The sequence below is a fragment of the Arsenophonus endosymbiont of Bemisia tabaci Q2 genome (genome assembly GCF_902713415.1).
Taxonomy (GTDB): domain Bacteria; phylum Pseudomonadota; class Gammaproteobacteria; order Enterobacterales; family Enterobacteriaceae; genus Arsenophonus.
Map to the genome: position 1 here is coordinate 1 of NZ_CACTIE010000022.1, position 14,765 is coordinate 14,765.

General features: G+C 38.0%; 10 protein-coding genes and 2 pseudogenes. 8 read left to right on the forward strand and 4 right to left on the reverse strand.

Going from position 1 to position 14,765, the window contains the following annotated elements; all coding sequences use genetic code 11:
• Positions 1–162 precede the first annotated feature (162 nt).
• Positions 163–1,065: pseudogene (gene oxyR, locus ARSQ2_RS01780) on the reverse strand (DNA-binding transcriptional regulator OxyR).
• 721 nt (positions 1,066–1,786) lie between these two features.
• Here oxyR and ARSQ2_RS01785 point away from each other — a divergent pair.
• Positions 1,787–2,011: a hypothetical protein gene (locus ARSQ2_RS01785; RefSeq protein ID WP_181994156.1), complete on the forward strand. Its 225-nt coding sequence runs from the start codon at positions 1,787–1,789 to the stop codon at positions 2,009–2,011.
• 114 nt (positions 2,012–2,125) lie between these two features.
• Here the strand turns inward: ARSQ2_RS01785 and ARSQ2_RS01790 are convergent, their stop codons facing one another.
• The 3 genes from ARSQ2_RS01790 to tolC form a co-directional block, all read right to left on the reverse strand.
• On the reverse strand, positions 2,126–3,286 hold the full coding sequence (locus tag ARSQ2_RS01790; protein ID WP_181994157.1) for a glutathionylspermidine synthase family protein: 1,161 nt from the start codon (positions 3,284–3,286) through the stop codon (positions 2,126–2,128).
• Between the two features lie 5 nt (positions 3,287–3,291).
• Positions 3,292–4,014, reverse strand: a complete 723-nt coding sequence (locus ARSQ2_RS01795; protein WP_181994173.1) for a DUF1190 family protein — start codon at positions 4,012–4,014, stop codon at positions 3,292–3,294.
• Between the two features lie 217 nt (positions 4,015–4,231).
• On the reverse strand, positions 4,232–5,617 hold the full coding sequence (gene tolC / locus ARSQ2_RS01800) for an outer membrane channel protein TolC (protein WP_181994158.1): 1,386 nt from the start codon (positions 5,615–5,617) through the stop codon (positions 4,232–4,234).
• Positions 5,618–5,834: 217 nt separating this feature from the next.
• Here tolC and nudF point away from each other — a divergent pair, with 217 nt between their 5' ends.
• From nudF to ftsP, 7 genes and pseudogenes are all read left to right on the forward strand, one after another.
• The gene (gene nudF, locus ARSQ2_RS01805; protein ID WP_181994159.1) at positions 5,835–6,482 is read left to right on the forward strand and encodes an ADP-ribose diphosphatase; all 648 of its coding nucleotides are present in this window, start codon (positions 5,835–5,837) and stop codon (positions 6,480–6,482) included.
• Positions 6,483–6,586: 104 nt separating this feature from the next.
• On the forward strand, positions 6,587–7,426 hold the full coding sequence (gene cpdA, locus ARSQ2_RS01810; RefSeq protein ID WP_181994160.1) for a 3',5'-cyclic-AMP phosphodiesterase: 840 nt from the start codon (positions 6,587–6,589) through the stop codon (positions 7,424–7,426).
• Entirely contained in the window at positions 7,426–8,010 is a 585-nt protein-coding gene (gene yqiA / locus ARSQ2_RS01815; protein WP_181994161.1) for an esterase YqiA, read from the forward strand. The genes cpdA and yqiA overlap by 1 nt, the downstream gene beginning before the upstream one ends.
• A 96-nt stretch (positions 8,011–8,106) precedes the next feature.
• Positions 8,107–10,002, forward strand: coding sequence for a DNA topoisomerase IV subunit B (parE, locus tag ARSQ2_RS01820; RefSeq protein ID WP_181994162.1), 1,896 nt, complete (start codon positions 8,107–8,109; stop codon positions 10,000–10,002).
• Between the two features lie 36 nt (positions 10,003–10,038).
• The gene (gene parC / locus ARSQ2_RS01825) at positions 10,039–12,294 is read left to right on the forward strand and encodes a DNA topoisomerase IV subunit A (RefSeq protein WP_181994163.1); all 2,256 of its coding nucleotides are present in this window, start codon (positions 10,039–10,041) and stop codon (positions 12,292–12,294) included.
• 50 nt (positions 12,295–12,344) lie between these two features.
• Positions 12,345–13,079, forward strand: coding sequence for a 1-acylglycerol-3-phosphate O-acyltransferase (locus ARSQ2_RS01830; protein ID WP_181994164.1), 735 nt, complete (start codon positions 12,345–12,347; stop codon positions 13,077–13,079).
• Positions 13,080–13,333: 254 nt separating this feature from the next.
• Positions 13,334–14,706, forward strand: a pseudogene (gene ftsP, locus ARSQ2_RS01835) (cell division protein FtsP).
• Positions 14,707–14,765 lie beyond the last annotated feature (59 nt).

Sequence of the window (14,765 nt, forward strand, 5' to 3'; positions counted from 1 at the left end):
GGCAATTATGGAGCAAAAAGATGAAGGTAATACTATTAAATATTTTGTTAATACTACCTTCAATTATCCAACTATGGCAGAAGCATTTAGGGTTGCAGTACTGAATGGGTTAAACCGTCTGTTTTAACCCAATAAAGCTCAATATTAGTAGTAAGTAAACAATTAATTTTTACTATAGTATCGATACATTTTTTTACGAATTGCCTCAGCAAACTGCTCATGACAACTTCTAAGCGGTGAGCCAGGACGGTAAAGTAAAACAACCGAACGTGAAGGAACAGGGTTAATACAATCAAGATAATAAACACCATCACGTTTTATCTCTTTCGGTACAGATAAATCTGGCAATAGTGTTATACCACTTCCGGCTGCCACCATATTACGTAATGTCTCTAAACTGGTCGCACGAAAGTGGGTATCATCTTTTGCCCCAACCTGAAAACAATATCCCATCGCTTGATCACGTAAACAGTGTCCATCTTCCAACATAAGTAATTTCTGCCCAATAAGCTCACGCATTTCAATTTCCTTACGATTGAACCATGGATGTCCTTCATAAATAGCTAATCGCATAGGTTCCTCATACAGAGGTATTTCAATAAAAGCTTCGGTCTCCTTCACTTGCGCTAATATTGCACAATCTAGTTTACCATTATTTAATTGCGCTAACAGATGGTGTGTTTGTGCTTCATGTAAATACATCTCCAATTTAGGAAATAAACGGTGTAATTCTGGAATGATGTGAGGTAAAAGATAAGAACCGATAGTAGGAATTAATCCTATGTGTAATGGACCTGACATCCTTTCACCTTGTAAGGAAGCCATTTCCTGGAGTATTTTAACTTCTCGCAATACTGTTCTGGCTTGTTCAATTAATAATAACCCCTACTGAGTAAACAAAACCTTTCGGCTTGTACGCTCTAATAACATAACACCTAAATCGTCTTCCAATTTACGAATTTGACCGCTGAGGGTCGGTTGACTAACATGACAGGCATCTGCAGCACGCCGAAAATGTTTATGCTCAATTAATGCAACAAGGTACTCCAAATCACGAATATTCATGCCTACTCCTTCCCTAAATACAAATTTGATAGAATAAACCTATCTATTCATTAGAATGGATCCAGTTTTCCTATCAACGAAAAAATTCGGCAAAAAATTTATCTTCATAATTTATAGACAAAACGAATAAATTAAACGCTTTCGCGGTGAGTTGTTTAACGCCAATAACTGATTCTACTAAGCAGCTAATATTTCACAACTAAGTTGCGACCATAAATCAATGCTTCAACACCCTATTTATTGAAATTCAGATTCACTAAGCATCGATTGAACACATCACCAATAAAGGCTTCACTAAACTTTTATGAACAAATTAATGTTCATTCCTGAATTTAAATCGATATATTGAAATAATTATTTCATCAATAATATTATTATGTTAAAGAAAATATTTTTTAATTCTTAAATAAAATCTTATATCGAAATATATTAATCGACGATCCTATACGCCATTAATTTTCCTTTATCCTGTATATATTGTTGTTATCAATTAAAAGAAAAAATTTGTATCATCAACCCTCTCATTAATGAATCTTGTACACTAAACTAACATTAATTGTTGTATTTTTATTCAATGAAATGCATGAATACTGAAATTTTAATCATTAAGGCTGACAACAGTGAAAAACAAACTGCCCACATTTATTGCGTTATATAGCTAAGCGACTTAATTTTGTTCGCACTTAATATGGTGTAATCAAAATTAAGTCGCTTAGCTATAATGATTATTGACAATGAACTATATGGTGTCGGTTCTGACAATCTTTATCCAGGTCATCTTTCTGAGTTTAATTATGTGGTAGAAGGCAAAAAGGCGGTGGAAGAATTAATTGAAGAATATTGGCAGCAGGTATGGAAATACTCAAGTCCCGATGTTTTTCCGAAGTTAAATCAAGATTTGTATTGTTCATCTGGCAATGCCAATCAGACAAAAAATAGTTTGTAAATAATTAGCTGACAATGGAATTTTACTTGTTATTTTTTTAACTCATTACTCATAATAGTAAAAACAGCAAGATAATGATTGCGTTATCATTATCTTGTTCTTATGTTGCATGGATTAATTTAGAATAATATGCGGGTAAAAGCGGGATAGATCTTGGGTAATTAATTGTTTGTCTTCTCGAATACCAATTCCTGCCGGTTGATCATTTATCAGCCAACTACCGATTAATGTATAGTTATTTTCAAATTGTGGTAGCGGATAAAATTGTTGAATAATCATCCCCTCTTCGCCATATGGACCGTCTACTGAGGCAATTTCACGTTCATTATCTATGATACGAATATTTGCTCCTTCTCGTGAAAAAATAGGTTTGATTACATAGCTGTCCAGTTTTGGCGGATTAGCTTCTGCAAAATAGGCCGGTAACAGATTGGGGTGATTAGGAAACATTTCCCATAGCATAGGTAGTAATACCTTGTTAGAAACAATGCTTTTCCAAGCAGGTTCTAACCACCTTACGCCAGCATCTACTAACTTAGTAGAAAAAATCTCTCTAAACATAAATTCCCAAGGATATAATTTAAACAGATTGCTAATAACCAGGTTATTAGCATCGGTAAATTGTCCTTTTTCACCTAAACCGATTTGATCAATATAGAGAAATTCGTTGGGAATATTGGCTTCGTGAGCACAATCTTGTAGGTATTGTATGGTGCCGCGATCTTCGTCACTATCTTGGCAGCAGCTGAAATGTAACCAGTTAAAACCAAATGATTCACGCAAAAGCGCAAAGCGTTCAATAAGTTGTTCTTGTATGCTATTAAATTGATCAGCATTTGCTGGCAAATTGCCAGCATTCATTTGATCTTCTAACCAAATCCACTGAAAAAATGTGGTTTCATATAAAGATGTTGGTGTATCTGCATTATTTTCTAATAATTTTGCAGGTCTTTTACCGTCATAAGCTAAATCCAATCGAGAATACAGTGAAGGTTGGTTAGTTTTCCATGAGTGATTAACAAATTCCCAACAATGTTTAGGGATCTGAAATTTTATCAATAATTCCTCGTTACTAACCACTTTTTCGACCACTTGCAGGCACATTTGATGTAATTCAGCGGTGTTTGCTTCAAGATCTTCGATTTGTTGCATAGTAAATTGGTAATAGGCATTTTCACACCAGTAAGGTTCACCGTATAAGGTGTGAAAATGAAAACCAAATTCAGCTGCCTTTTCTTTCCAATCAGAGCGTTCAGTGATGGGCATCCTTATCATCGCTATCAACCTCCCATAGAACGCTGAGAAGGCGTTTTGGCACTTTGACGCTGCATGCGAGTCTGTTGTTTAGCGACTGATTCACCGAAACCGCCACGAGTGATAGTGGTGGTCGTTGCCGTTTTAGGAGCAAGAGCTGATGGAGGTACGGCCATAGTTCTACCTCCCGCTACAGCCGGCCCATAGTTTTTGCCACTAGCATCAACAAATTTTCCATTGGCGGAACTTGCAGGATTGCTTGAGCTAAAGAGAGGTTGCGCTGCAGGGGTTGGCGCAGCTGTACCACCACCACCCATTAGACGTCCCATCATGTAACCTGCCATTAATGGCATCCAGAAGCTACCACTTTGTCCACTAGCTTGATTTTCTGTCGCTAAACCAGCTTGAGCTTGAGATGCAGTTTGGGTTGTAGTTGTGGTTTGAGTGGGAGCCTGAGTACATTTTTCTTCCCCAAATTCGGCCACACAGTCTTCACGTGTCGCATATTTAGGTGCAGTTTTAGCCGCTTCCTGCAATACATTTTTATAAGCCAGCGAACATTGTTCACTTTGAGCCGGTTTTTTTTGGGAAAAATCCTCTGCGTTAGTATATAAAGAGACGGTTTCGTCGCTTTGCTCACAAGCGGACAACATAAAAACCGTACTAATAGCTAAGGCAACAGGTGCTAAGTGGTAGACGCGGCAGCTTTTGCGAAAAGCACCTTGATTAATATTTTTCGTGCGCTTTATTTTCATCATTATTTACCTATCCTAAAGGTCGAAATAAAAATCGTGAACTAGGATAGAATAGGGTAATTAGGCTCGAAATTAAAGCATAAAAGGGGTAGAAAGATGGCTATCAACCTAATTATTTATTTTAAGTGGTAAAAATACAACTTTTCTAATTAAATTTCGTTAGAATAAAAAATACCCATAATATAATGTTTATTAATAATGGGTTATTTATTTAGTGTATTTGCGGAACACTCATCGGATTGATAATAGCATCCGGTGAGGTGGATAATGTTTTTCCTAAGCTACTATTTAAACGGAGCAGATCGCCTTCATTTAAAGTCCCACGGGCATACTGAATTTTCAGATCATTAATCAGATAATCATAACGTGCATTGGCTAAATTCTGTTTCGCCTGAAAAAGGGCTGTTGTTGCTTTCAATACATCCACGATAGTCCGAGTGCCGACCTGATAGCCTGCTTCCATCGCATCTAACGAACTTTGTGCTGAAATAACCAATTGTTGGTAGGCTTTAATGCTACTAATAGAAGAAATCACATTATTATAGGAAGAGCGTACTATCTGAATAACATTGCGATAAATACTTTCAAGCTGTTCACTGGCACTAATATAACCATACTGTGCTTCCTCAAGGCGTGAGTTAGTTCGGCCACCTGTATATAAAGGCACACTCAACGTTAGTCCGACACTATTTTGGCCAGTATAGCTAGGACCATTTCTATTCCATATTGCTTGATTAGCACTACCATGATACTGGGTGTTACTAACACCGGTTGACGCTTCTAATCCAAGGGTAGGTAAATGTCCTGATTGTTTATAACGAATATTTTCTCGCGCCAGGTCTTGTGATAAACGGGCGCTAAGTAAACTTAAGTTGCGTGTTTCAGCATCTTTTAATAGCTTCTCTACTCGTGCGGGTGTCTGGGTACTGAAATGAGCAATATTTAAAGCCGCTAATTGACTGTAATAGATGCCGCTAACTTGACGTAACTTTTCCAGCGAATTTTCTAATTGATTACGGCTCGATACTTCTTGAGCGAATACGCTGTCATAATTAGCGCGGGCGTTTTGTACATCGGTAATCGCGACTAATCCTACGTTAAAACGTTGAGTTGTTTGATCTAACTGGCGATAAACGGCTTTTTTCTGTGCTTCAATATAGTCTAATAAGTCAATAGCACGTAATACGTCAAAATAAGCTGTAGCGGTATCAAGAATCAATTTTTGTTGGTTAGTTTGATAAGTGACATCTGCAATACCGGCGGTTTTTTCCTGCATGTCTAACTGTTGCCATTTTGAGATATCAAAGATGGTCTGGGTGAGTTTAAGATTGGCGCCAAGTTGGTTGTTTTCCGTGTCACGATTATTACGATAACCGCTGTTATAGGTGAAATTTGCGTCTAAACCTAATTGTGGTAGCAAAGGACTACGAGATTCATTAATTTTCTCAAATGCTTGATTACGTTCTGCTAGCGATTTACGTAAATCCGGATTACTTTCTTTTGCTTTCTGATAGACTTGCAATAAATTTTCAGCTTGCCCTGTGGGACTTAGTCCAACTAGGCTAATGGTGATAAAAAGAGAGATAAATTTTTTCATTCTGATTCCTTGATTATACAATTTTTTGCTTTAGTTATCTCAGAAAAACATGAACACCGCTAATTTTAGCAGAATATGTATTCCATGGTAGCTGTTTGTGCCATCTATCATGTTAAATCTGGCCAATGCTATATTATTTATAAGCTAATTTCCTTTAAAAACGTTATACAAGTCTCACTTTCTTGTCAGTTAGTGCATATAAATTCAGAGAGTTTCTATGAGCGATAAAAAAAATTTACCTTTCAAGTTTAGCCAAAATGATGTGGAAATTACCGCTAAATTCGATCTTTATAATGGTTTTTTTCGTTTTGTTGAATACCGTTTTAGACATAAGTTGTTTAATGGTGGTTGGAGCAAGGAAATTCGGCGAGAAGTTTTGGAACGGGGTAATGCTGGCGTTATTTTACCCTATGATCCCTTTCTTGATAAGGTAGTGTTAGTTGAACAAGTACGGATCCCGGCGATGGATACGAGCGAAACACCGTGGTTGTTAGAAGTTATTGCTGGCATGGTAGAACAAAATGAAAACTTAGAACAGCTAGTTCGTCGTGAAGCAAAAGAAGAAGCGGGTATTACCATTCAGCGTTGTTACTATGCTCTAAGTTATCTTACCAGCCCGGGGGGTACAACTGAGCGTATTTATGTTCATATCGGTGAAATTGATGCATCTGCTATCAAACGCGGCAGTGTACATGGATTAAGCAGTGAAAATGAAGATATTCGTGTCCATGTTGTTAGTCGTGAACAAGCTTATCAATGGATGAAGTTAGGGGTAATTGATAATGCGGCTACCCTAATCGCAATACAATGGTTACAATTAAATCATCTTAGGTTGAAAAATAACTGGTTGAAGAACTTAAAATAACGGTTTGTTATAACATGAAAAAGAAGTGTGTATCAGCCTACAGATATTAATAAAGTATTAATGTTAAAATAACGTATAAATTAGGTAGAAACTAAGGAAATTGCTTGGATAGTCTGTTTAAATTAACAACAAAGCAAAAAAGCCTGGTGAGGATCTTGCAAATTACCGATACTCACCTTTTTGCTAATGTTGATGATACTCTACTTGGCGTCAATACTTTTGGTAGTTTTCATGCAGTAATTGATGCAATTTTAGCGCGCAATGAAAATGTTGACTTGGTTGTTGCTACCGGTGATTTGGTTCAAGATCAATCGGCATCAGCTTATAAGCATTTTGCGGAAGGGATCAAACGGTTATCTGCTCCTTGTGTTTGGTTGCCGGGGAATCACGATTATCAACCGGCAATGGTTGCTAATTTAGCAAAAGCAGTAATTTTACCGTCTAAGCAGGTGCTAATTAATGATAATTGGCAAATCCTGATGTTGGACAGCCAAATTCAAGGTGCTGTGCATGGAAAATTATCTAAGCAACAGCTGTTATGGATGAAACGCTGTTTTGATGCATACAGGGAGCGTAGTCATTTACTAATGTTACATCATCATCCTTTGCCTTCGGGTTGTACCTGGCTTGATCAACATAGCTTGCGTAACTCTCATATTTTGGCTGACTATTTAAATCAATATCAAAAAGTTAAAGCGATTTTATGTGGGCATATTCACCAAGAAATAGATGAATATTGGCAAGGGGTTCGTATGATGGCAACACCATCAACCTGTATACAATTTAAACCTCATTGTACTAATTTCACATTAGATACAATGGCACCGGGGTGGCGTTATCTTGATCTTTCTATCAATGATAACGGTGAAAATGTGTTGGATACACAAGTTTTCAGATTGGATAGTGATAAATTTCGCCCAGATTTCGACTCAGGTGGTTATTAATGTCAATATTAATTTATATACATGGTTTTAATAGTTCCCCCTTATCCAAAAAGGCAAATAGCTTAAAAACTTGGTTAGAGCGACAACATCCAACAGTTAATATGTTGATACCCCAGCTTCCTTGTTATCCAGCAGAAGCGATTAAATTATTACAGAATCTCGTAGCAGTCCATGCGGGAGAGCAGATTGGCTTGTTAGGTTCTTCATTGGGCGGTTATTTTGCTATTTGGTTATCGCAGAAATTTAATTTACCCGCTGTGGTTGTCAATCCAGCGGTACGTCCTTTTGATTTGTTTGAGCAGTATTTAGGTGAGCAAGTCAATCCTTATACAAAGGAACGCTACATTTTACAATCCCACCATTTAAATGAACTACAAGCAATACAAATTGATACATTAACCGCGCCTGATTTGATTTGGCTATTACAACAAACAGGTGATGAAATATTGGACTATCGTCAAGCTGTTACCTATCTTATGGAGTGTAAGAAAACAATAGCGCCAGGAGGTAACCATGCTTTTGTTGGATTTGACTACTATTTTCCACAAATTATGCGTTTTTTAGCTTTGGCAAAGACAAAATAAGTAAAAAATTATCCAAAATAGCTAAACGACTGTTATTATCATTAGTATTTTAGCATTTATTTGCCTAATTAATCGTCAATTACCGCAGAAAATAATATGACTCAATCTAGTTATAATGCAGAAGCAATCGAGGTCCTCAGTGGTTTAGAACCTGTACGTCGTCGCCCAGGCATGTACACCGATATTTCTCGACCAAATCACCTGGCACAGGAAGTAATTGATAATAGTGTGGATGAGGCGCTTGCCGGTTATACTAAACGTATCGATGTAATCTTGTATGAAGATCAGTCACTGGAAGTGATTGATGATGGCCGAGGTATGCCGGTTGATATTCATCCAGAAAAGAAGGTACCGGCTGTAGAGCTGATTTTGGGGCAGTTACATGCCGGGGGAAAATTTTCTAACAAAAATTATCAATTTTCTGGCGGGCTACATGGTGTTGGTATTTCAGTGGTCAATGCATTATCAAAACGTATTGAAGTAACTGTTAGTCGTGATAGCCAAATATACCGAATTGCTTTTGAAAATAGTGAAAAAGTTCAGGAACTTGAGGTTATTGGTAGTTGTGCTAAACGCACGACCGGTACCGGTGTCCGTTTTTGGCCTGATAGCCATTTTTTTGACAACCCACGCTTTTCCATTTCGCGTTTAGTGCACGTATTAAAAGCCAAGGCTGTGCTATGCCCCGGTGTTGAAATCGTCTTTAAGGATAAAATAAATAATACTGAGCAGACATGGCGTTATAACGATGGCTTGGCCGACTATCTAATGGAAGCAGTGAACGGCTTAGTGACTTTACCTGAGAAAACGTTTGTTGGTAATTTTGCCGGCCAAATAGAAATGGTCGATTGGGCTCTGCTTTGGTTACCAGAAGGTGGAGAACTATTAACCGAAAGTTATGTTAACCTTATTCCAACCCCACAGGGGGGTACCCATGTTAATGGGTTACGCCAGGGCTTACTGGATGCGATGAGGGAGTTTTGTGAATACCGTAATTTACTTCCGCGCGATGTTAAATTGACAGGTGATGATATTTGGGAACGCTGTGCTTATGTCTTATCAGTCAAAATGCAAGATCCACAATTTGCCGGCCAAACCAAAGAACGTCTTTCTTCTCGCCAGAGTGCTGCGTTTGTTTCCGGTGCAGTAAAAGATGCTTTTAGTTTGTGGTTAAACCAAAATGTTCAAGAAGCTCAGCAATTAGCGGAACTCACCATTTCAAGTGCAAAAAGGCGTCTGCGAGCAGCGAAAAAAGTCGTGCGCAAGAAACTGACCAGCGGGCCTGCGTTACCCGGCAAGTTAGCTGATTGTACTTCTCAAAATATTAATTTTACTGAGCTATTTTTAGTTGAAGGAGATTCAGCTGGCGGCTCGGCTAAGCAGGCTCGTGATCGAGAATATCAGGCGATTATGCCGCTAAGAGGGAAAATATTGAATACTTGGGAAGTCTCTTCCGATGAGGTTTTAGCTTCACAGGAAGTCCATGATATTTCAGTAGCTATTGGTATTGATCCAGACAGCGATGATCTTAGCCAACTCCGTTACGGTAAGATTTGTGTGCTTGCCGATGCAGATTCAGATGGATTGCATATTGCAACCTTACTCTGCGCGCTTTTTTTTCGCCACTTTCCCGCTTTAGTAAAAGCAGGCCATATTTATATTGCTATGCCACCCTTATACCGTATTGATCTAGGTAAAGAAGTCTATTATGCCCTCGATGAAAGTGAAAAAGCCGCGTTCCTCGACAGACTAAGCTATAAGCGCGGCAAACCGAATGTCCAGCGTTTTAAAGGGTTAGGCGAAATGAATCCGACTCAGTTACGTGAAACCTCACTTGATCCCAATACACGACGTTTAGTGCAGCTCATTATTAATGATGAGAATTATCAAGAAACACTAGCTATGATGGATATGTTATTGGCGAAAAAACGGGCAAAAGATCGTCGAAATTGGTTACAAGATAAAGGCGATGCGATAGAAATTGAAGTGTAATCGACACTGTTAACCAGAGATTAAGGAATCAAATGAATGAGTGAGATAACTCACGATGGTGTAGAGCAGCAACCACTTTATACCTTTACCGAAAATGCCTATCTCAATTATTCCATGTACGTCATCATGGACAGAGCATTGCCATTTATTGGTGATGGGTTAAAACCTGTTCAGCGACGAATTGTTTATGCCATGTCTGAACTTGGTTTGAGTAATGCTGCTAAGTATAAAAAATCAGCTCGTACAGTCGGTGATGTATTGGGAAAATATCATCCGCATGGTGATAGCGCTTGTTATGAAGCCATGGTATTGATGGCACAACCATTTTCCTATCGTTATCCATTAGTTGATGGTCAGGGAAACTGGGGAGCTCCTGATGATCCTAAATCGTTTGCTGCGATGCGTTACACCGAGTCAAGATTGGCAAAATATGCTGAAATGCTACTCAGTGAATTAGGATTGGGAACGGTATCCTGGACACCTAATTTTGATGGAACATTAACCGAACCCAAAACACTACCGGCAAGATTACCCAATATTCTGCTAAATGGCACGACAGGAATTGCCGTTGGTATGGCGACGGATATTCCGCCGCATAATGCTCGTGAGGTAGCAAGCGCGTTAGTTGCTTTACTGGAAAATCCAAAAGTTGATCTTAAAATGTTGATGGGTTTTATTCCCGCTCCTGATTATCCAACAGAAGCAGAAATTATTTCATCAAAAGAAGATATTCAAAAAATTTACCAAACAGGTCGTGGTTCTATTCGGTTACGTGCTGTATGGGAAATGGATGATGGAAATGCCGTTATTACTGGACTACCTCATCAAGTTTCAGGTGCTAAGGTGTTGGAGCAGATTGCTTCACAAATGCGTGCCAAAAAATTACCGATGGTAGAAGATCTACGTGATGAATCAGATCATGAAAATCCAACACGTTTAGTGATTGTACCTAGAAGTAATCGGATTGATTTAGAACAAGTGATGATACATTTATTTGCCACGACCGATTTAGAAAGAAGTTATCGGGTCAATTTGAATATGATTGCCCTGGATAATCGTCCGGCAGTTAAAGGACTGGTAGAAATTTTAAATGAATGGTTATTATTTAGACGGGAAACCGTACGTAATCGCTTAAATCATCGTTTAGAAAAAGTATTAAAACGCTTACATATCCTTGAGGGTTTATTAATAGCTTATCTTAATATAGATCAGTTTATCCATATTATCCGTAATGAAGATGAGCCTAAAGCAGTATTAGTGTCCCGTTTTGCGCTTTCAGAAACTCAGGCTGAATCTATTCTGGAATTGAAATTGCGTCATTTGGCTAAACTGGAGGAATTTAAATTACGTGGTGAGCAAGATGAATTAGCTAAAGAGCGTGATCAACTGCAAGCTATTTTAGGCTCTAAGCGTCGTTTAAACAGCTTGATCAAGAAAGAAATTGAAACCGATGCCCAGACTTATGGTGATGATCGTCGCTCACCACTTAAGGAGCGTATTGAAGCAAAAGCGATGAATGAATATGATATTTTGCCTTCTGATCCGGTTACTATTGTTCTTTCTCTTATGGGATGGGTGAGAAGCGCAAAAGGCCATAATATTGATCCGACTAATCTTAACTATAAAGCCGGAGATGGTTTCCGTAGCGCAGCAAGAGGCAAAACGAATCAACCAGTTGTTTTTCTTGATAGTACTGGACGTAGTTATTCCCTTGATCCGCTTGATCTTCCTTCTGCCCGCGGACAAGGAGAGCCACTTACTGGTAAATTAGCATTACCACCTGGCGCAACGATTGAACATGTATTGACTGCTCCCGAAGAACAAAAATATTTGTTAGCATCGGATTCAGGTTATGGTTTTATTTGTACTTTTAGCGATTTAGTGGCAAAAAATAAAGCAGGTAAGGGATTAATTACCTTACCTAATAATGCAAAGATACTGGCGCCATTAGAAGTCAATAATGAACAGCAAGATTTATTATTGGCAATTACTAACGCAGGGAGAATGTTAATATTTCCTGTTAGTGATCTCCCTCAGCTCTCTAAAGGTAAAGGCAATAAAATTATTAATATTGCAGCGGCTCAATCAGCCAGCAGAGAGGATTTGCTAGTTTGGTTAATGTTTTTTCAGCCTCAGTCTTCAATTACCCTCTATTTTGGCAAACGAAAACTGAAATTAAATCCAGAAGATTTGCAAAAATATCGTGCTGAACGAGATCGTAAAGGTTCTTCATTACCTCGTGGATTACAGAATATTGAACGTATAGAAGTAACTCCTCCCAGTAATGGATAATTTTTGATTTTTTTATAGGTGTGTGAAGTTACTTATTACTTGAGGTAAATATGTTAGCTATTGTTCGTATTATTATTGTGATCCTGTTTACGATATTGGTTTGCGTGTTAGGTTGTTTTTATTGCTTATTAAGTCCAAGAAATCCACACCATGTTATGCGCTTTGGCCGACTGTTTGGCAAATTATCTTATGTCTTTGGTATTACCATTATTAATCGGGTGCCTTCTGAAGCGAAAGATTACGCTCCCAGTATTTATATCGGTAATCATCAAAATAACTATGATATGGTAACTATGTCAAATGCAGTACAGCCAAATACCGTTACTCTTGGAAAAAAGAGCTTAGTATTTATCCCTTTTTTCGGTCAACTATATTGGTTGGCCGGTAATATTCTCATTGATAGGGCTAATCGAACTAAAGCGCACAATACCATTTCACAGGTTGTTAAGCAGATAAAAAAAAGAAAAATTTCTGTTTGGATGTTTCCTGAAGGAACCCGTAGTCGTGGTCGAGGTTTACTGCCATTTAAAACCGGTGCATTTTATGCAGCAATTTCAGCTGGGGTTCCGATAGTAGCAGTCTGTTTATCTGAAACAGAAGGGCGCATTAAACTGAATCGTTGGAATAATGGAGTAGTGATTGTCGAAATGCTAACGCCTATTGATACAACAAAGTATAATCGGGAAAACGTGCGTGAATTAGCAGAATATTGCCATGATTTATTCAAAGCTAAAATTGCAGAATTAAATAAAGAAGTGGCAGAAATAGAACAAAAAATGAAATAAAGTTTAAGTTCATTTTTTAAGCAAATTAGTTTCTAAATTGTCATATTTAACAATATATTAATATTTGGCGTTGTATCAATCTATCGTCTTAATAGAATATAGTTATCAAACAATTTTGATAATACAATGACTAGCGGATAGTAAGATAAGGATCTTTCCTGGATGAACAATAAATGGCGCTAGCTTATTAATGATTTTGTGGAGAAGATATGTCACTAAGTCGGCGTCGATTTCTTAAGCTATGAAGTATAGCTATGAGTGTTTCTATGCTTCCTGCTGCGGTTAAAGCAGAAAAAAATCAAGGGTATCCATTATTGCCAATCCCACCTTTATTGGAATCTCATGTTGGTCAACCGCTGTTTCTTACGTTGAAAAAATCTTATTGGTCTTTTGATGGTAGCCATCGCACTAATACTATTGGTTGTAATGGTTATTATTTGGGGCGAACCATTCGAGTAGAAAATGGTAGTGATTTGAAATTGGTATATAGCAATCGACTTTCTGAAGAAGTAGCTATGACAGTCAGTGGGTTGCAAGTTCCAGGAACTCAAATTGGTGAGGCGGCAAGATTAATGTCACCCAATGTTGATTGGTCGCCGGTACTGCCGATCCTTCAACCGCCTGCGACCTGTTGATATCATGCTAATACACCTGGCAAGATAGCAAAACAAATTCATGATGGCTTGGTTGGTATGTGGATTGTGTCAGATAAAACCAGTAAGAATTTAAATATTCCTAATCATTACGGTGTTGATGATTTTCCTATTATTATGCAAGATAAACGACTAGATAGTTTTGGCGCACCTCACTATAAAGCAACAGCTGAAGGTTTTTTAGGTGATACTTTATTAGTTAATGGTGTGCAGGAGCCGTATATTAAAATTGCTCGCGGCTGGCTCCGCTTACGGCTGCTTAATGCATCAAATTCAAGGCGTTATATATTGGAAATCAGTGATAAGCGACCATTTTATTTGATAGGTAGTGATCAAGGGCTGTTGCCTGCTCCAGTAAGTATCGAAAGATTACCTATGGGCCTGGCGAGCGTCGAGAAGTGTTGATTGATATGTCCAAAACAGAGTTATTGACGATAACGGCTGGAAGAGCAGCAGGGGTTATGGATCTCGTATTAAAGGACTTTTCGAACCGTCAACTTTATTAAATTCAACCAAAGTTTTAACCATTTGTTCTTCAGAATTATTATCCTTAGTAACAGATAATTTACCAGAGACTCTAGTTAATGACACGAGTCAAATCACATCGACGATCCGTAATCGTGAAGTGATCCTTAGCAAACCTTTTGGCATTAATGGTATGATACGGGATGTAAATCCTATTGACTTAATCACCCAGCAGGGAGCATGGGAACGCTGGACGGTAAAAGCCGCATGAGCCGCAAGCATTTCATATTGAAGGTGTTCGTTTCAAAGTTATTAATCATAATGGCGTTGTACCAGGGCCGGAAGATTATGGCTGGAAAGATACAGTATGGATTAATGGATACAGTGAATTATTAGTTAATATGCTACAACCGTCTTATGATCATTTTCCTTTTTTGTATTTTAGTCAAAATTTAGAGAAAGCGGATAAAGGCTCAGTTGCGCAGATGGTGATTAATCCATTAACTTAATTTATTTCTATAATATAGAATATTTTGTAGCTGATTATAAAAAAAGTGATTGTATTATT